Source organism: Pseudomonas sp. MWU13-2105, assembly GCF_023242315.1.
Lineage (GTDB): Bacteria > Pseudomonadota > Gammaproteobacteria > Pseudomonadales > Pseudomonadaceae > Aquipseudomonas.
The window spans coordinates 159,849-176,825 of record NZ_JALLIY010000012.1 but is presented as its reverse complement, the minus strand read 5'-3'; the positions used below and the strand labels follow the sequence as shown (position 1 = coordinate 176,825).

Genomic DNA, 16,977 nt, shown 5'->3' with positions numbered 1-16,977 from the left:
GCTGGCGCTTTTTTGCTATTGAACGACTGTTCAGCTTCGACTATGTTGGCTCCATCCCGGCGGGTTGCGGGCTTGCGTTTCTTCAAATTCGAACGAGGCACTGGCATGCGGTTTTCACCTTTTGTTGAGCGGATCTCTGGTGACGGTGTGGCCGCCTGGGACATTCATCACGCGGCGTTCGAGGCCCAGCGTCGCGGCGAGGATGTGATCATCCTCAGCGTCGGCGACCCGGATTTCCCCACCCCCGACTTCATCACCGAAGCGGCCATCCAGGCGCTTCGCGAAGGCGACACCCACTACACCGAAATCGCCGGTCGCCTGGCCCTGCGCGAAGCCATCGCCGCGCGCTATAGCCAGCGCCTGGAGCGTTCGCTGCAAGCTGAAAACGTGATCACCGTGGCCGGTGCGCAGAACGCCTTGTTCATCACCTCGCTGTGCCTGCTCGGTGCCGGTGACGAGGTGATTGCCCTGGACCCGATGTACGTGACCTACGAGGCCACCCTCAAGGCCTCCGGGGCGACCCTGGTGCGGGTACCGTGCGCGGCGGACAGTGGCTTTCGTCTCGATGTCGCGCGGCTGGCCAAGGCCATCACGCCACGCACCCGGGCGATCTTTTTCTCCAATCCGAACAACCCCACCGGCGTGGTGCTCAGCCGCGAGGAGCTGCAAGGCATTGCCGAGCTGGCCATCGCCCATGACCTCTGGGTGGTGGTGGACGAGGTCTACGAGAGCCTCGCATTCGAGCGCGAGCACGTCAGCCTGGCAGCGCTGCCGGGCATGGCCGAGCGCTGCGTGACCGTCGGCAGCCTGTCCAAGTCCCATGCCATGACCGGCTGGCGGATCGGCTGGATCATCGCCGACCCGGTGCTGGTCGCCCATGCCGAAAACCTGGTGTTGAGCATGCTCTACGGCCTGCCGGGGTTTGTCATGGAGGCCGCGCTCAAGGCGGTGTTGGCCCATGACGAAGTGACCCGGGGAATGAGCGAGATCTATCGCCGTCGCCGTGACCTGGTGGTGGCGGGCTTGTCCGATTGCCCGGGCATCAGCGTACTCAAGCCCGATGCCGGCATGTTCGTGCTGGTGGACGTGCGCGAGACCGGGCTGAGCTCCCTGGAATTCGCCTGGCGGCTGTTTCGCGAAGCCGGGGTCTCGGTGCTGGATGCGGCGGCCTTTGGTGAACCGGCGCAAGGCTTTGTGCGGATCTCCTTCACCCTCGGCGAAGAACGCCTGGCCCAGGCCTGCCAACGTGTCCGTGATTTTGTCCGGGTACTCAGGGGCGAGCCGCCGCGGCCGCTGATCAGTGGCGTGACGGTTGAAAACGCTGCGCAACCTGCCGCGACCAAGACCATGATCGAGGTCGATCGCCTGCACAAGCGCTTCGGCAATATCGAGGTGCTCAAGGGCGTGTCCCTGACGGCCCGCGAGGGCGAGGTGATCTCGCTGATCGGCGCCAGCGGCTCGGGCAAGAGCACCTTGTTGCGCTGCATCAACATGCTCGAAGTGCCGGACCAGGGCCGCATCCTGGTGGACGGCGAAAGTATTCACCTGAACTTCGACCGGCCCGGTGCGCCGCTGGTGGCCGATGCCAAGCAACTGGTACGCATCCGATCCAGCCTGGGCATGGTGTTCCAGAACTTCAATCTCTGGCCCCATCGCACGGTGCTGGAAAACCTCATCGAAGCGCCGACCCAGGTCCTGCGTGAGAGTCGGGCGGAGGCCATTGAACGGGCCGAAGCCTTGCTTGAACGCGTGGGCCTCGCGGCCAAGCGCAACGAATACCCGGCGTTTCTCTCCGGGGGGCAGCAACAACGGGTGGCCATCGCCCGGGCCCTGGCCATGCGGCCCAAGGTCATGCTGTTCGATGAACCCACCTCGGCACTCGACCCGGAACTGGTCGGGGAAGTGCTGCGGGTGATCCGTTCCCTCGCCGAAGAAGGCCGGACCATGATCCTGGTGACCCATGAGATGGCCTTCGCACGCGATGTCTCTTCCAAAGTGGCCTTTCTGCATCAAGGGCTGATCGAGGAAACCGGTTCGCCGGATGAAGTGTTCGTACACCCACGCAGCGAGCGTTGCCGACAATTCGTCAACGCTCATCAGACTCGCTAACGCAGCATAAAAAGACGGGACAACATCATGGGAAATCGACGTTTGGCAAATTGGTTGACGGGCGTGGCCTGTGTCCTGCTGGCCGGCATGAGCGCGGCACAGGCCGCGCCCATCCGCTTCGCGGTCGCGGCCGAACCCTATCCGCCGTACACCGAGAAGCAGGCCAACGGTGAATGGAAGGGCTTCGAAGTCGACCTGATCCACAAGCTGTGCAGTGAAATGAAAGCCGAGTGCGAGATCAAGGAAGTGGCCTGGGACGGAATTATCCCCTCGCTGCTGGCGAAGAAGATCGATGTGATCTTCTCCTCCATGTCGGTGACCGAGGAACGTGAAAAACAGATCGCCTTCAGCAAGGCCTACTACGACTCGGTGATCGCGATTGTCGGGCCCAAGGGCGCTTCGGTGAAGAAGTACCCGGATGACCTCAAGGGCAAGATCATCGGCGTGCAGAACTCCACGGTGAGTGCCAGCTACCTGAAGGCCTACTACGAGAAGATCGCCGACGTGAAGTACTACGACACCCAGGACTCGGCCAACGCCGACCTGATTGCCGGGCGCATCGACCTGATGATGGCGGACGGCACGGCCATGACCGCCTTCGTCAAGACTCCGGATGCCAAGGACCTGGCCTACCTGGGCGCGGTGCCGTACGACCCGATCTTCGGCAAGGGCGTGGGTGCCGGTCTGCGCAAGGATGACACCGAGCTCAAGGCGCGTCTCGACAAGGCGATCAAGACCTTGCTGGCGAGCAAGGACTACGACGATCTCTCCCAGAGCTACTTCGGTACCAGCGTCAAACCTGCGTTCTGACGGTGATGCTGTTCGGCCAAGCCTAAACACAAAACCTAAGGAAAACGCAGAACTTGTAGAGCAGGGCTCGCCCGCGAAGCTTTTGGCGTCCTCAAGGGCCCTTTCGCGGGCAAGCCCTGCTCCTACAGACTGAGGTGGCGCTTTCAAGGCCACCGACTGGAGAGCCAGCGATGTTCGAATTGATCGATTTCAGCGAACAGGGATGGGGCAGTGCGCTGTTGAAGGGGCTCTGGATGACCCTGCAGATATCGGCCGGGGCCTTTGCGGTCGGGCTGTTCGTCGGATTGCTGGTGGCCTGCCTCAAGCTGGGCGCGCCGAAACCGATCGCGGCGCTGATGCGCGGCTACACCACGTTGTTCCGGGCGGTTCCGGAGTTGTTGCTGATCCTCTTGCTGTACTACGTCGGCTCCATGTTGCTCAATTCGCTGATGGCCCGGCTCGGCTATGACGCGCTGAATGTCAGCGGCCCGTTGGCGGCGATCCTGGTGCTGGGGCTGGTCCAGGGCGCCTATGCCTCGGAGATTTTCCGCGCGGCGATCCAGGCGATTCCCTACGGCCAGATCGAGGCGGCTAGGGCCTTCGGCTTGAGCGGTTTCGGCCTGTTCCGGCGGGTCACTTTGCCGATCATGGCGCCCTACGCCATGGCCGGGATGGCCAACCTGTGGATCAACCTGATCAAGGACAGCGCGCTGATCAGCGTGGTCGGCACCAACGAGCTGTTGTACACCGCCAAGCAGGGCGCGGGGTCGACGCGCCACTATCTGTTGTTCTACCTCACGGCCGCCGCGCTGTATTACGCGGTGACGCTGGTGTCCAACTACCTGTCGGGACGGCTTGAGCGACGGACCCGTCGCTGGATGCCTTTGGCTGAGTGAATGAAATGATTCCAGCGTGGATACTCGAATACGCGGCGTTGTTGGGCCGTGGCTTGCAAACGACCATTACCCTGTTGCTGATTTCCAGCGTGCTGGGCTTCGCGCTGGCGGTGCTGGTGGCCTTGGCCCGGATGTCGAAAAACCGCCTGCTCGCCAAGGCCAGCCTGTTCTATACCAGCGTGCTGCGCGGGACGCCGCTGCTGATCCAGATCTACATCTTCTACTACGGGCTGGGCAGCCTGTTCGCGCAGTTCCCGCTGATTCGCGGCAGCTTCCTCTGGCCTTACCTGCGCGACGGCTACTGGTACATCGTGTTCGCCCTGGTGCTGTCGGTGGGCGCCTATGTCGGCGAAGTGATTCGCGGTGGCCTGCTGGCGGTGCCCAAGGGCGAAATGGAAGCGGCCTCGGCCTTTGGCATGACCCCGCGCCAGTCGCTGTTGCGGGTCCGCCTGCCGCGGGCCATGCGCTTGCTGCTGCCGACCCTGGCGGGGGAGAGCGTGATGCTGCTCAAGTCCACGGCGCTGGCCTCGACCATTGCGGTGATCGACCTGCTGGGGGCGGCCAACGTGGTACGGGCGCAGACATTGCAGGTCTACCAGCCGTTGCTGCTGGTGGCCGGGGTCTATGTCTGCCTGACCTTCCTGATCGAGGCGCTGTTTGCCTTCGCCGAACGGCGCGGAACGCCGATGCGCAGGTCGGTGTGATGAACAATGCGCCACGGGTTGATCGTTCGTTGCAGGGCATCGGCCTGTGTACCTTGGGCTATGCCTTCCTGGCCTTGCAGGATGCCGTGATCAAGTGGCTGGTGGCGGATTATTCGGTGATCACCGTGCTGTTCTGGCGTGGCCTGGTGGTGGTCGCGGCCTGCCTGCTGGCCGGGCGCTGGTGCCTGGTCCGGAGCGCCTGGCGGTCGCCGAGCCGACGCCTGCTGGTGGTGCGCGGGCTGCTCTCGATCGTCGCCTGGCTGCTGTATTACACGGCGGCGCGGGACCTGACCCTGGCGGAGATGACCACCCTGTATTTCTCCGCGCCGATCATGGTCACGGTGCTGGCGGCGCTGATCCTCAAGGAGCGCGCCACGGGTTGGCAGTGGGTCACCCTGATCATCGGTTTTACCGGCGTGATGATCGCCTGTCGCCCGAGCAACATGAGCGACCCCTGGCCCATCGTACTGACGTTGCTGGCGGCGCTGTGCTGGGCCTTTACCTACATCCAGCTACGGCAGGTCGACGAACAGACTTCGGTGCTGGAACAGATGCTGATCACCAATGTGGTGTTTGTCATCTGCATGGCCCTGGCGCTGCCCTGGACCCACACACCGCCGTCGACCCCGGCCTGGCTGGGGATGCTTGGCGCCGGGCTGGTCGGGGGGATCGGCCAGTTCCTGCTGTTCGCCAGCTTCCAGCGGGCCACCGCGACCCTGCTGGCGCCGTTCGAGTACACCGGGCTGATCTGGGCCTTCCTGCTCTCGAACCTGATCTGGGGCACGCTGATGGATGTGTCACTGATCACCGGCGCCGGGCTGATCGCCCTCAGCGGCACCCTGGCGATGGTCTTCGGTCGTCACGCCTCACAGGACATCGTCGGTGCCGAATGCTCCGTGACGCAAGCCCTTTACCCAGCAGCGGCAGATGTGCAGTCCGTTGGCGGGACTGAAGGTCTCGGGGTTGAGGCACCACTCGAGCCAGAGTCCGTCGAGCATCGCCGATAGGCCGATGGCGGCCAGGCGGCTGTCGTGGATGGTGAAGCCTTCGGCGCTGGCCAGGTCGTCGAGCAGTTGGCGGATCAGTTCGAGGTAGGCGCGGTAGCTTTTTTCATGGGACTGGCTGACGTGCTCGGAGTGACGGATCAGGCTCCAGAACACCACCCAGACCCCGAGCAGTTGCGGGTCCATGATCCGTGGCGAGAAGGACCCGACGAGGAACGCCTCGAGCTTTTCCGCGGCGCTACCGGCCTGGCGGACCTCTTCGAGCAGAGTGCTGGTCAGTTCGCTGGCGAGCTTGTGGTAGGTGTCGGCGATCAGCGCGTCGATGCTGCCGAAATGATGGTTGAGCAGACCGACGGAGACGCCGGCCTCGGTGGCGATACGGCGCACGGAAATGCCCGCATGGCCGTCCCGGGCCAGGCAGCGCAGGGCGGCGGCGATCAGCAGGTCGCGACGCTCGTCGGGTTCGGCGCGGCGAAATTTGCGGGTGTCGATGGGCACGCGGTGATCCTTTGTTTTGGAAGAAATCAGTGGAGGCTGTGGTGTTTTTACGGACGTCTTCGCGGCGGTTCGGCGCCCCGACAAGCTCCGCTCCCACATTAGGTTTTGCTGCGCACACAGAACTTGTGACTGACTTAGATCTAGTGTGGGAGCGGAGCTTGCCCGCGAAAACGTCCTGGAGAGCACTGGAGATCCAAGGTTGGAGAAGTTTAGTTGAACGTACGTTCAATTTCCACTGTCGAGGCTGGCGACGAATTGATTTTCAACGTTCATGAGGGGAGGGCAAGGCTATGGCGCGGGATGTTTCGTTCAGTGTCCGGGGCAATAACGGCGAGGACCTGCGGGTCGGCGCCTGGCGTTTCGAGGGCCGCGGCGAGGGTCCGGAAGTGCATCTGCAGGCCGGGGTGCATGCCGATGAGATCGCCGGCATGCTGGTGCTGCACCTGCTGATGCCGCGTCTTCAACAAGCGGAGTCCGAAGGCCGTCTCAAGGGCCACGTGACCGTGCTGCCCCAAGCCAACCCGCTGGGCCTCGGGCAGTTCCGCCAGGGGCGGATTCTCGGGCGCTTTCATGAGGCCACCGGGCAGAATTTCAACCGCTCATTCGACCAGTCGCAAGCGCTGGTGCGGCCCGCGACCAATGTCCAGCACTGGCAAAAAAGCCTGGTGGAACTGGCGGCCACGGCGGACATGGTGCTCGACCTGCACACCGATGACGAAGCGCTGCCCTACGTCTATATCCACCGTGCGTTCTGGCCCAGGGGCCAGGCATTGGCGGCGGCGCTGAAGATGGACCTGGCGATCATCTGGGACGACGGCGGTGACGGCTCCTTCGAGGAAACCCTTATCGCCCCCTGGCTGCGTGACGGCGATAGCGCGCAACGCTTCGCCGCTACCCTGGAGCTGCGTGGCCAGGGCGATGTCAGCGATCACCTGGCCGGGCAGGATGCCGATGGCTTGTATGCCTGGCTGTGTACCGTCGGGGTGATCGACGAGGCGTCGGCGCTGGCGGATTGGCCGGTGCAGGCGGTGGAGATGGGGCATATGGAGACGATCCTGGCGCCACGCCCCGGGGTCCTGGTCTTTGAAGCGGAACTGGGCGATTTTGTCGAGGCGGGGCAACGTTTTGCCCGGATCATCGGGCGCCCGGGGGACGCCTCTTCCGAGGTGATCCTGTACGCGGCCCAAGCTGGCAGGATGGTCACCCGCTACCGCGACCGCCTGATAGCGCAAGGTTCGGTGGTGGCGAAATTTACTGGCAGCCGGGTGTCCCACAACTGGACGGGCGGGTTGCTCGATCCCAACTAGGCCGCCCGTCCGCGCCGGTTTCTACACGACCATGCCCAGGGCCGGCGTGCTGCCCGCCGTCGCGCTCGGCCGGCTCAGCAGGCCGGCATGGCGATTCTGCAGGGCATGCACCTCCTGGGCGAGATTGTCCATGAAGGTCCGGCCACGGGGGGTGAACTCATCGCAGGCTTCCAGCTCCGGCAGGGCCTTGAGCAGACCACGCAGGATACCGAGCATCCGTTCCTCGGCCCGCTGCATTTCCACGGCCGGGCGCTGACGCACGCGCTCCAGGTATTTGACCTGGGCAAGCGCGGCGAAGAACCCATGGACATAACCCGGGAGATCGCGTGGCAGGCCGGACCAGGGCAGGCTGAACAGGCGTTCCGTGACCCGCTGTTCATCAATGATCGGGCAGACCTCGACCAGGCTGTACAGCAGTTGGTGGGTGGTTTCATGGACCAGCGATTCTTCGATATCGAGGATCGAGTGGTCCTTGGCCGAGAGCAGGATCGCGCCGGTATAGCGCGCCGCCGAACAGCTGCGGAAGGTGCCGTCGGGCAGGTAGCAGATCAGCTTGACCAGGTGGCGGAACTGCTCGTAGCAGGCCGGCCAGGTATTGGCGATGCGCGACAGGGCGACGCTGACCACGTCACGGAAGAAGTGGATGGAATAACCACTGCGCTCCAGGTGCTTGCGGGTACCTTCGTCTTCGGGGAACTCATAGCTGGGCGGTGTCGCGGCGGCGATCAGCGGATCGACATTGAAGCGCCGGATCGGCGGGTGGTTCGAGTACTTGTGGTCGGCCGCCGTCTGGGTGATGCGTTGCAGGGCCGCCGGCAACCCCAGGAGCATGTCCTGCAAGGACGCGGTGTCGTCGACCTGTGCGCTCAGTACCGCGTTGGCATGCTGAAGCGCCAGGGCCATCCAGATCTGGAACACCGGATCGTTGATGATCAGGCGCCGCTGGGTGACCGGCAGCAGGATCAGGTGCACCGCGCTGGAGAAAAACGGATTGAGCCGGGGGCTGCCCGCGAAGTGCTGGAAGCATTCGCCGTAGAGCGCGGCGAAGGTGCTGTAGCGCTGTTGGCTGAGCCGATCGAGCAAGCGGTGAAAACGGTCCGGGGTGGCATCGGGTAAAAACGTGTTGTACTGGAAAAGTTCGTCGAGTTGGGATTGCAGTCGGGTGGTCATGTCGGTGTCCTCGGGATGTCACTTGATGAATGACGAGCGCGCAATAACCCGCCTTCAGGAAAGAGAGGGGTCGGGGGTTGAAGTGTTGGCCATATGGGGGTGGCGGCGAGAGTCAATGACCGTGCGTTGGAAGTTTGTTTATTGCGGCGTAACGGACACGGCGTGATATTTGCCCGAGTGATATATCTCGGACGCGTGTGCGGGCTTAATCGCTTCGAACCTGTTGTTGGTCGAAGCCGGCACGAGCCGCGAGAGGGCTATGCAGGGCTTTCGAAGCCAGCGCCAACTGGGCGAGGTCCAGGCCCTTGAGCGCTACCACCTCGTCGATCCGCAGGGTCATATCCAGGCTTTTGCCGGCGTTGGTTGGACTCATGTGTAACTGCGCGGCGAATGATTCGTCGCTTATTGCGCGATTCAGAATAGTCGCGAGACGTTCCTGAAGGCAGGTATTGGAGTGGGGCATGGCGGTCTCCGGATAACGGTTGAAACTTTTATAGAGAAGCAGGCCAGGGGACTGTTTTCAATGGCGGTGCTCGGGTGAATATAGCAAGATGATTTTGTTTTTCAATGTGTCGTTATTGAATTTTTTAAGATTTTAATTGGCAGGTTTTGGAAAGTTGTTAGTTGTTGTTGTGGGGAAGGTTTTCAATGTTTTTATAGGTGAGATAGTTCTGTAGTTTCATTCGTACATAAAGGATCGATACGTGTTCTGTTGGCCGGGCCTGGCCATTGCTTTTCACGAGACTGTGCTGCACGGGCCTGTGTCTCGACTGACGGCTCTTGTCAGGGAAATCCCACAGGAGTACAAATGTACTCCATGACGACTTTAAGCCCCCGCCGTTCCGCCATCCTGACCTTTATCCGCGAGCGCATCGTGCGTAACGGCCAGCCCCCGAGCCTTGCCGAGATCGCCGAGGCCTTTGGCTTCGCCTCCCGCAGCGTGGCGCGCAAGCACGTGGTGGCCTTGGCCGAGGGCGGTTTTATCGAGGTCAACGCGCATCAGGCGCGGGGCATCCGCCTGCTCGATCAGGCACCACGGGCCGCGTTGCTGGATATCCCGTTGCTGGGCCGGGTCGCGGCGGGCCGGCCGATCGATGTCGATGCCCAGGAGCAGCGCCGCGTGCTGCTCGACCCGGCGCTGTTTTCCCGCACGCCGGATTACCTGCTGCGGGTGCAGGGTGACTCGATGATCGGCGATGGCATTCTTGACGGTGACCTGGTGGCGGTACGCCGCGCGGACGAGGTGCGCAACGGCCAGATCGTCGTGGCCCGGCTCGACGGCGAGGTCACCATCAAGCGCTTCGAGCGCACGGCCGCGGGCATCCGTTTGTTGGCGCGCAACCCGGCCTATGAACCCATAGTCGTCGATCCCGAGCATCAGGAATTGGCCATCGAGGGCGTGTTCTGCGGCCTGGTGCGGCCGGCATGAGCGGCGCCGTGGTCGCCTTGGACTCGCTGCTCGACGAGCGTCGGGTGTGGAAAGGCCGGGCGCCCGCGCCACTGGCCGAGCCACAGGCCGATCGCCAGCCCAGCGGCCATGGGCCCCTCGACGCAGCCTTGCCGGGAGGTGGCTGGCCGCCGGCGGCACTGACGGAAATCCTGATCGCCGGGGAGGGGGTGGGCGAGTTGCAACTGGTCTGGCCGACCCTGGCGCGGTTGGCGGCCCGGGGCGAGCGCATCGTCCTGGTGGCGCCGCCCCATGTGCCCTATCCCCAGGCGTGGTTGAGCGCGGGGGTGGACCTGCGGCAGTTGGCGGTGATCCAGGCGGCGCCGCGGGATGCCTTGTGGGCAGCCGAACAATGCCTGCGCTCCGGCAGTTGCGGCGCGGTCCTGTGCTGGCCGCAACAGGCCGATGACCGGGCCTTGCGGCGCTTGCAGGTGGCGGCGGAAACCGGCCAGACCCTGGCCTTCGCCTACCGCTCGCTGGCGGAGGCGATCAACCCGTCGCCGGCGGCCCTGCGGATTGCCGTCGAGGGCCGCCCCGCGCAGTTGCGGGTGCTCAAGTGCCGGGGCGGGTTGGCCCATTCGGCACCGATTGCCTTCAGCACCGGGCATTGAGGCGGGTATGCGTTGGGTCTGCATTGTTTTTCCGCAATTGGCCTTGGACGGAGTGCTGCGGCGAGCCTCTGAGCCGGAAGCGCCGCTGGCGCTGCTGACGGGCTCGCCGCAACGCCGGGTGGTGCAGGCGGTGAACGCCGCGGCCCGGGCCCTGGGGCTGCGTCCCGGGCAATCGCTGACCGCCGCCCATGCCTTGACCAAGGCCTTTGCCAGCGCCGAATACGATCCCGCCGAAATCGAGCAGTGGCAGCAGTTTCTCGCCGCCTGGGCCTACCGCTTCAGCTCCCAGGTCAGCCTGCGTTACCCGCGGGCCTTGTTGTTCGAGATCGAATCCAGCCTCGGCCTGTTCGGGCCCTGGCCGCAGTTGGAGGCGCGCTTGCGCGAGGAACTCACCGGCCTGGGCTTTCGGCACCGGATCGTGGTCGCGCCCAATCCGGCGGCGGCCCGGGTCCTGGCCAATGCCTACGATGGCCTGGCCCTGGCGGACGACGGGGCCTTGCGCCAGGCCCTGGGGCAGATGCCGATCGACCGGGTCGGGCTGGACAAGGACGCGGCCATGGCCCTGTCGCGCATGGGCCTGCGAACCCTCCAGCAAGTGCTGGCGTTGCCCCGGCATAGCCTGGCCCGGCGTTTCGAGGCATCGCAGCTCAAGCATCTCGACACCTTGCTCGGCGAGCGGCCGCTGGCCCTGGCGTTCTACCTGCCACCGGATCGCTTCGCGGCGCGGATAGAGCTGAATTTCGACGTGACCTCGAATCAGGCCTTGCTGTTTCCCTTGCGCCGCCTGACCGGGGATTTGTCGGCGTTTCTCTGCGGACGTGACAGCGGTGTGCAGCGCTTCGAACTGATCCTTGAACATGCCGGGGGCGCGGATACCCGGATCAAGGTCGGCCTGTTGAGTGCCGAGCGCGATCCAGCGATGCTCTTCGAACTGGCGCGCGGGCGACTGGAGCAGGTCCAGGTCGAGTCGGCGGTGCGTGGTTTTCGCCTGGAGGCCGAGGACCTGCCGGCCTTTGTCCCGCAGCACCGCGAACTTTTCGATGAGCGCCCGCAACAGTCCTTGCCCTGGGAGCAACTGCGCGAACGTCTGCGTGCCCGGCTGGGGGATGACGCGGTGCAGGGCTTGCGCTTCCAGGCTGACCATCGCCCGGAATGCGCCTGGCAGCCGCTGTCGGCGAACAGCCCTGGGCCGCTGGCTGTCGCCGGACCGTTGCGCCCTGGTTGGCTGCTCAAGGCGCCGTTGCCCTTGCCCGAGCAGGCGGCGCGGGTCCTGCTGGGACCGGAGCGGATCGAGTCGGGCTGGTGGGACGGCGCGGATGTGCGCCGTGACTATTATCTGGTCGAGACCCGCGCCGGCCGGCAGGCCTGGGCCTATCGCACGGTGGGGGAAAGCGGCCCGTTGCTGCTGCAGGGCTGGTTCGCATGAGTGGCGAATACGCCGAGCTGCATTGTCTGTCGAACTTCAGTTTCCAACGCGGGGCGTCCAGCGCCCGGGAGTTGTTCGAGCGTGCCCGGGAACAGGGCTATCAAGCCCTGGCGATCGCCGACGAATGCACCCTGGCGGGGATTGTCCGGGCCTGGCAGGCCGCGCAGGAGAGCGGCCTGCCATTGATCATCGGCAGTGAAATGCAGGTCGAGAATGGGCCCAGGCTGGTACTGCTGGTGGAAAACCTGGCGGGCTACCAGAGCCTTTGCCGATTGATCACCCAGGCCCGGCGGCGTGCGGAAAAGGGCCGTTATCAAGTGTTGCGGACGGACTTTGCACAGGCGCTGCCGGGGTTGCTGGCGCTGTGGCTGCCTGGACAGGGCATTAGCGACGCCGATGGCCGCTGGTTGCGCGAGCGTTTTCCCGAACGCCTGTGGCTGGCCGTGGAACTGCATTGCGGCCAGGACGATGAGCGGCGTCTGGCGCGCTTGCTGGCCCTGGCCGGCGAACTGGCGATTCCCGCCGTGGCCAGCGGTGATGTGCATATGCATGTGCGGGCCCGTCGTGCCCTGCAAGACACCATCACCGCCATTCGCCTGCACACCCGGGTGGCCGATGCCGGGCAGCAACTGCATCCCAATGGCGAGCGGCATCTGCGCAGTCTCGAGGCCTTGCGCGGGATCTATCCGGCGGCCTTGCTCGCCGAGACCCAGGTCATTGCCCGGCGTTGTAGCTTCGATCTCGGTCAACTGCGCTACCAGTATCCCCGTGAACTGGTGCCGCAAGGGCAGACCCCGACGTCCTGGCTGCGCCACCTGACGGAAGAGGGCGTTCGTCGACGCTGGCCGGAAGGGGTCAGCCGTCGGGTTCGGGACCTTATCGAAAAAGAGCTGGCATTGATCGCCGAGCTGGAATACGACAGTTATTTCCTGACGGTGCAGGATATCGTCGACTTCGCCCGCAAGCAGGGCATTCTCTGTCAGGGGCGTGGGTCGGCGGCGAACTCGGTGGTCTGTTATGCCCTGGGGGTCACCGAGCTGAACCCGGACCGCACCAATATGCTGTTCGAGCGTTTCCTCTCCCGCGAGCGCAACGAGCCACCGGATATCGATGTCGACTTCGAGCACGATCGTCGCGAAGAGGTGCTGCAATACGTGTTCCGGCGTTATGGTCGGAACCGGGCGGCGCTGACGGCGGTGGTCAGCACCTACCATGGTGCGGGGGCGGTGCGCGATGTGGCCAAGGCCCTGGGCCTGCCGCCGGATCAGATCAATGCCCTGGCCGACGCCTGCGGCCACTGGAGCGACGAGCCGCCGGCGCCGGAGCGCCTGCGCGAAAACGGCTTCGATCCCGACAGCCCGGTGCTGCGCCGGGTGCTCGGGCTGACCCGGCAACTGATCGGTTTTCCCCGGCACCTGTCCCAGCATCCGGGCGGTTTCGTGATTTCCGAGCAGCCGCTGGACACCCTGGTCCCGGTGGAGAATGCCGCCATGGCCGAACGGACGATTATCCAGTGGGACAAGGACGACCTGGACAAGGTCGGTTTGCTCAAGGTCGATGTCCTGGCCCTGGGCATGCTCAGCGCTTTGCGGCGTTGTTTCGACCTGGTCCAGCAGTATCGCGGCGGGCCGCGCTGGACCCTGGCGAGCCTGCCGCCGGACGATGAGCCGACTTACGCGATGATCGGCCGGGCCGACACCATCGGCGTGTTCCAGATCGAGTCGCGGGCGCAGATGTCGATGCTGCCACGGCTCAAGCCGAAGAATTTCTACGACCTGGTGATCGAGGTGGCAATTGTCCGGCCGGGGCCGATCCAGGGCGGCATGGTGCATCCGTATCTGCGCCGGAGGAACAAGGAAGAGCCCGAAACCTATCCGTCACCGGCGCTGGAAGAGGTCCTGAAACGCACCCTGGGGGTGCCGCTGTTCCAGGAACAGGTCATGCAGATTGCCGTGGTGGCGGCGGACTACACCCCGGGCGAGGCCGATCAGTTGCGCCGTTCCATGGCCGCCTGGAAACGCCATGGCGGGCTTGAACCGCACCGCCTGCGGCTGGCCGAGGGCATGGCCAGGAATGGCTATGCGGCGGAGTTCGCCGCGCAGATCTTCGAGCAGATCAAGGGCTTCGGCAGCTACGGTTTTCCCGAGTCCCATGCCGCCAGCTTTGCCTTGCTGACCTACGCCAGTTGCTGGCTGAAGTGCCATGAGCCGGCGGCGTTCGCCTGTGCGCTGATCAACAGCTGGCCGATGGGCTTCTACAGCCCGGACCAGATCCTCCAGGATGCCCGGCGTCACCACTTGCAGATCCGCCCGGTGGATGTGCGGGCCAGCGCCTGGGATTGCAGCCTGGAGCCGGGCGAAGGCTCGCAGCCGGCGCTGCGCCTGGGCTTGCGGATGATCCGTGGCTTTCGCGAGGAGGATGCGTTGCGGATCGAAGCGGCACGCAAGGCCGGGGACTTCGAGGATATCGCCGACCTCGGCGAGCGGGCGCGGCTGGATACCCGGGCCCAGGAGCTGCTGGCCGATGCGGGTGCCTTGCAGGCCTTGGCGGGTGATCGTTACCAGGCGCGCTGGGAAGTGGCCGGGGTCGAGGCGCAGCTTGGGCTGTTTGCCGGGTTGTCGAGGGCAACCGAGGCGCCGGTGAGCTTGCCGCGGCCGAGTATCGGCGAGGACCTGCAAGCGGATTACGCCAGTCTTGGCACAACCTTGGGGCCGCACCCGCTGGCGTTGTTGCGTGGGCAATTGAAGGCTTTACGCTGTCGCAGTTCGCGGGAATTGTTGGCGGTTGAACATGGGCGGCCGGTGAGCATTGTTGGCCTGGTCACCGGGCGCCAGCGGCCGGGCACGGCAAGTGGGGTGACTTTTGTCACCCTGGAGGACGAGTTCGGCAATGTCAATGTGGTGGTCTGGCGTGACCTGGCCGAGCGGCAACGGCAGGTGCTGGTGGGCGCACAGTTGCTGAAGGTGGACGGGCGCCTGGAAACCGAGGGCGATGTCCGGCATGTGATAGCCGGGCGCCTGAGCGACCTGGGCTCGATGCTGGCGGATATCACCGTGCGCAGCCGGGATTTTCGCTGAGGTCTGGATAATAGGGTGCCTGTGCAGGCCCCTTCGCGGGCAAGCTCCGCTCCCACAATGTCCGCGTCGGACTTGAATCTTGTGCGCGACGCAAATCCGATGTGGCAGCGGAGCTTGCCCGCGAAGAGGCCCTCAAGACCACCCGATGTCTACGAGCAAACCCAGCTCTCAATGTCAGTCCTTCGGCTTGACCGTCGCCACATCGGCCCCCTTGACCCGCACCTCTTTGCCGGAAATATCCCTGAACTCATAGAAACCATCGGCGGAGTGGGTTTGGGGAGCGTCCCTGGTCAGGTACTGGGTACCGTTCTGCAAGGTCACCACGGTGGGCGTGGAGCAGCCCGCCATGGCCAGGAACGTGGCTGCCAGCAGTGACAGACTGAAAATTTTCAGATTCATGATGCCCTCTCTGTTTCAGTGATTGACGGCTTATCGCGCAAAAAAATGTCTTGCCCGACGCTACAGGCCCGGCCCCGGGCTGTGCCTATAATCAGCGCCCGGACGGGTGGAAGGTCCTGACCCGTTGCCGCATTCCCTATCGCTTGCTGGAAGCTTTCCATGACTGATCTTTCCGAGTTCACCATCACGCATAAATGGCCTGCACAACATCCAGACCGTCTCCAGCTCTATTCGTTGCCTACGCCCAACGGCGTCAAGGTCTCGATCCTGCTCGAAGAGCTCGGCCTGCCGTATGAGGCGCACCTGGTGAGTTTCTCCAGCAATGACCAGTTGACGCCGGAGTTCATGTCGTTGAACCCCAACAACAAGATTCCGGCCATCATTGACCCCAACGGTCCTGACGGCCAGCCGCTGCCGTTGTTCGAGTCCGGGGCAATCCTGATCTATCTCGCCGAGAAAACCGGGCGCTTCATGTCCAAGGACCTGGGCCGGCGCTATGAAACGATCCAGTGGGTGATGTTCCAGATGGGCGGTATCGGGCCGATGTTCGGCCAGCTCGGCTTCTTCAACAAATTCGCCGGCAAGGACTACGAGGACAAGCGCCCGCGCGACCGTTACGTCACCGAGAGCAAGCGTCTGCTGGGGGTATTGGACCAGCGCCTGGAAAGCCGCCGCTGGATCATGGGCGACGACTACAGCATCGCCGATATCGCCACCTTCCCGTGGATTCGTAACCTGATCGGTTTCTACGAAGCCGGCGACCTGGTGGGCATCAAGGACTTCCCCCATGTGCTCCGTGCCCTGGAGCAGTTCGTGGCGCGTCCGGCGGTCATCAGGGGCCTGGGCATTCCGGCGGCATAAGTCTGCCAGGGAGCGCATGAGAACTGCCGAAGAGGGGGCCAGGCGACCTTCGGCGGTTCCTACAGCGAGTCCAGATGCTGGCCCAGCAGGCTCTTGAACGTCTGGACGACGCCCTCGGCGATTTCGGCGGACTCGTGGGCTTTGAGCGATACGGTGATTTTCATCAACTCCAGCAACATCACCGCCGTCAATGCATGGCGCTCGGCCGGTAGCGGCGGTTGTGCCTGGGCCAGCAGCCCGGTCAGCAGCGACAACAAGCCTGAGCGCGTCGCAGCCTTGGCTTTCTTGTCGATATCGCGTCGTTCGGCCAAGGCGATGAACGCCGGATTTTCCTCCAGGAAGCGCGACAACTCCTCCAGTATCCGCTCGGCCAGCTGACGCGGGCTCAGGCCGGGCGCCTGCTGCGCCAGGCTTTCCAGCCGGCCTCGCAGCACCTCCAACTGCGCGTCGTGCAGGGCCTGAGCCAGCAGCGCCTTGGTGGGAAAGTATTGGTACAGCGAACCAATCGACGCCTGGGCCAGGGCAGCCACTTCCGTCATGGTCGCCGCGTCGTAGCCGTGTTCGGCAAAGACCCGGGCGGCCGCCGCCATCAACTCGGTCACGCGTTGCTTGCCGCGTTCCAGCCGTGGCGTATGGATGCTGACATTTTTTTTACTTGAAGTTTGTGAGGGCATCCTCA

At 64.2% G+C, this 16,977-nt stretch carries 15 protein-coding genes and 1 pseudogene; 11 read left to right on the top strand and 5 right to left on the bottom strand.

Annotation, left to right across the window (positions count from 1 at the left end; all coding sequences use genetic code 11):
- Positions 1–105: 105 nt before the first annotated feature.
- From M5B96_RS32605 to M5B96_RS19020, 5 genes are all read left to right on the top strand, one after another.
- A complete protein-coding gene (locus M5B96_RS32605; protein ID WP_318654850.1) occupies positions 106–2,109 on the top strand; it encodes an aminotransferase class I/II-fold pyridoxal phosphate-dependent enzyme in 2,004 nt (667 codons plus the stop codon).
- Positions 2,110–2,136: 27 nt separating this feature from the next.
- Positions 2,137–2,919: a transporter substrate-binding domain-containing protein gene (locus M5B96_RS19035; RefSeq protein ID WP_248798265.1), complete on the top strand. Its 783-nt coding sequence runs from the start codon at positions 2,137–2,139 to the stop codon at positions 2,917–2,919.
- 170 nt (positions 2,920–3,089) lie between these two features.
- A complete protein-coding gene (locus M5B96_RS19030; protein WP_248798264.1) occupies positions 3,090–3,794 on the top strand; it encodes an ABC transporter permease in 705 nt (234 codons plus the stop codon).
- Between the two features lie 5 nt (positions 3,795–3,799).
- Complete coding sequence (locus M5B96_RS19025; protein ID WP_248798263.1) at positions 3,800–4,498, top strand: ABC transporter permease; 699 nt, start codon at positions 3,800–3,802, stop codon at positions 4,496–4,498.
- Positions 4,498–5,505, top strand: a complete 1,008-nt coding sequence (locus M5B96_RS19020) for a DMT family transporter (RefSeq protein ID WP_248798262.1) — start codon at positions 4,498–4,500, stop codon at positions 5,503–5,505. Before M5B96_RS19025 ends, M5B96_RS19020 begins: the two co-directional genes overlap by 1 nt.
- Here M5B96_RS19020 and M5B96_RS19015 read toward each other — a convergent pair.
- A pseudogene (locus tag M5B96_RS19015) lies at positions 5,461–6,099 on the bottom strand (TetR/AcrR family transcriptional regulator); the annotation flags it as partial. The gene M5B96_RS19020 and the pseudogene M5B96_RS19015 sit on opposite strands and share 45 nt — an antisense overlap.
- 191 nt (positions 6,100–6,290) lie before the next feature.
- On the opposite strand from M5B96_RS19015, the gene M5B96_RS19010 reads away from it, so the two are divergent.
- Positions 6,291–7,307, top strand: a complete 1,017-nt coding sequence (locus M5B96_RS19010) for a succinylglutamate desuccinylase/aspartoacylase family protein (protein ID WP_248798261.1) — start codon at positions 6,291–6,293, stop codon at positions 7,305–7,307.
- Positions 7,308–7,328: 21 nt separating this feature from the next.
- Here M5B96_RS19010 and M5B96_RS19005 read toward each other — a convergent pair whose 3' ends face one another.
- Positions 7,329–8,477 carry an aKG-HExxH-type peptide beta-hydroxylase gene (locus M5B96_RS19005; RefSeq protein ID WP_248798260.1) on the bottom strand — a complete coding sequence of 383 codons (1,149 nt, stop codon included), beginning with the start codon at positions 8,475–8,477 and terminating at the stop codon, positions 7,329–7,331.
- Between the two features lie 205 nt (positions 8,478–8,682).
- Positions 8,683–8,940 carry an Os1348 family NHLP clan protein gene (locus tag M5B96_RS19000; protein ID WP_248798259.1) on the bottom strand — a complete coding sequence of 86 codons (258 nt, stop codon included), beginning with the start codon at positions 8,938–8,940 and terminating at the stop codon, positions 8,683–8,685.
- 345 nt (positions 8,941–9,285) lie between these two features.
- Here M5B96_RS19000 and lexA point away from each other — a divergent pair, with 345 nt between their 5' ends.
- From lexA to M5B96_RS18980, 4 genes are read left to right on the top strand one after another with little or no spacing between them, the layout of a single operon-like run.
- Positions 9,286–9,906, top strand: coding sequence for a transcriptional repressor LexA (gene lexA, locus M5B96_RS18995; RefSeq protein WP_248798258.1), 621 nt, complete (start codon positions 9,286–9,288; stop codon positions 9,904–9,906).
- Positions 9,903–10,535, top strand: a complete 633-nt coding sequence (gene imuA / locus M5B96_RS18990) for a translesion DNA synthesis-associated protein ImuA (protein WP_248798257.1) — start codon at positions 9,903–9,905, stop codon at positions 10,533–10,535. The genes lexA and imuA overlap by 4 nt, the downstream gene beginning before the upstream one ends.
- 7 nt (positions 10,536–10,542) lie before the next feature.
- On the top strand, positions 10,543–11,961 hold the full coding sequence (locus M5B96_RS18985; protein ID WP_248798256.1) for a Y-family DNA polymerase: 1,419 nt from the start codon (positions 10,543–10,545) through the stop codon (positions 11,959–11,961).
- Entirely contained in the window at positions 11,958–15,038 is a 3,081-nt protein-coding gene (locus tag M5B96_RS18980) for an error-prone DNA polymerase (RefSeq protein WP_248798255.1), read from the top strand. The genes M5B96_RS18985 and M5B96_RS18980 overlap by 4 nt, the downstream gene beginning before the upstream one ends.
- 174 nt (positions 15,039–15,212) lie before the next feature.
- Here the strand turns inward: M5B96_RS18980 and M5B96_RS18975 are convergent, their stop codons facing one another.
- Positions 15,213–15,437 carry a YgdI/YgdR family lipoprotein gene (locus tag M5B96_RS18975; RefSeq protein ID WP_248798254.1) on the bottom strand — a complete coding sequence of 75 codons (225 nt, stop codon included), beginning with the start codon at positions 15,435–15,437 and terminating at the stop codon, positions 15,213–15,215.
- Positions 15,438–15,596: 159 nt separating this feature from the next.
- Here M5B96_RS18975 and M5B96_RS18970 point away from each other — a divergent pair, with 159 nt between their 5' ends.
- Positions 15,597–16,298 (top strand): glutathione S-transferase N-terminal domain-containing protein, encoded by a 702-nt coding sequence (locus M5B96_RS18970; RefSeq protein ID WP_248798253.1) that lies wholly within the window; start codon positions 15,597–15,599, stop codon positions 16,296–16,298.
- 59 nt (positions 16,299–16,357) lie between these two features.
- Here the strand turns inward: M5B96_RS18970 and M5B96_RS18965 are convergent, their stop codons facing one another.
- Positions 16,358–16,972 carry a TetR/AcrR family transcriptional regulator gene (locus M5B96_RS18965; RefSeq protein ID WP_248798252.1) on the bottom strand — a complete coding sequence of 205 codons (615 nt, stop codon included), beginning with the start codon at positions 16,970–16,972 and terminating at the stop codon, positions 16,358–16,360.
- Between the last annotated feature and the right edge of the window lie 5 nt (positions 16,973–16,977).

What these genes read in the sequence shown, in the direction of transcription:
- M5B96_RS32605 (WP_318654850.1), top strand. Translation starts at nt 106, where the DNA reads ATGCGGTTTTCACCTTTTGTTGAGCGGATCTCTGGTGACGGTGTGGCC.
- M5B96_RS19035 (WP_248798265.1), top strand. Translation starts at nt 2,137, where the DNA reads ATGGGAAATCGACGTTTGGCAAATTGGTTGACGGGCGTGGCCTGTGTC.
- M5B96_RS19030 (WP_248798264.1), top strand. Translation starts at nt 3,090, where the DNA reads ATGTTCGAATTGATCGATTTCAGCGAACAGGGATGGGGCAGTGCGCTG.
- M5B96_RS19025 (WP_248798263.1), top strand. Translation starts at nt 3,800, where the DNA reads ATGATTCCAGCGTGGATACTCGAATACGCGGCGTTGTTGGGCCGTGGC.
- M5B96_RS19020 (WP_248798262.1), top strand. Translation starts at nt 4,498, where the DNA reads ATGAACAATGCGCCACGGGTTGATCGTTCGTTGCAGGGCATCGGCCTG.
- M5B96_RS19010 (WP_248798261.1), top strand. Translation starts at nt 6,291, where the DNA reads ATGGCGCGGGATGTTTCGTTCAGTGTCCGGGGCAATAACGGCGAGGAC.
- M5B96_RS19005 (WP_248798260.1), bottom strand. Translation starts at nt 8,477, where the DNA reads ATGACCACCCGACTGCAATCCCAACTCGACGAACTTTTCCAGTACAAC.
- M5B96_RS19000 (WP_248798259.1), bottom strand. Translation starts at nt 8,940, where the DNA reads ATGCCCCACTCCAATACCTGCCTTCAGGAACGTCTCGCGACTATTCTG.
- lexA (WP_248798258.1), top strand. Translation starts at nt 9,286, where the DNA reads ATGTACTCCATGACGACTTTAAGCCCCCGCCGTTCCGCCATCCTGACC.
- imuA (WP_248798257.1), top strand. Translation starts at nt 9,903, where the DNA reads ATGAGCGGCGCCGTGGTCGCCTTGGACTCGCTGCTCGACGAGCGTCGG.
- M5B96_RS18985 (WP_248798256.1), top strand. Translation starts at nt 10,543, where the DNA reads ATGCGTTGGGTCTGCATTGTTTTTCCGCAATTGGCCTTGGACGGAGTG.
- M5B96_RS18980 (WP_248798255.1), top strand. Translation starts at nt 11,958, where the DNA reads ATGAGTGGCGAATACGCCGAGCTGCATTGTCTGTCGAACTTCAGTTTC.
- M5B96_RS18975 (WP_248798254.1), bottom strand. Translation starts at nt 15,437, where the DNA reads ATGAATCTGAAAATTTTCAGTCTGTCACTGCTGGCAGCCACGTTCCTG.
- M5B96_RS18970 (WP_248798253.1), top strand. Translation starts at nt 15,597, where the DNA reads ATGACTGATCTTTCCGAGTTCACCATCACGCATAAATGGCCTGCACAA.
- M5B96_RS18965 (WP_248798252.1), bottom strand. Translation starts at nt 16,972, where the DNA reads ATGCCCTCACAAACTTCAAGTAAAAAAAATGTCAGCATCCATACGCCA.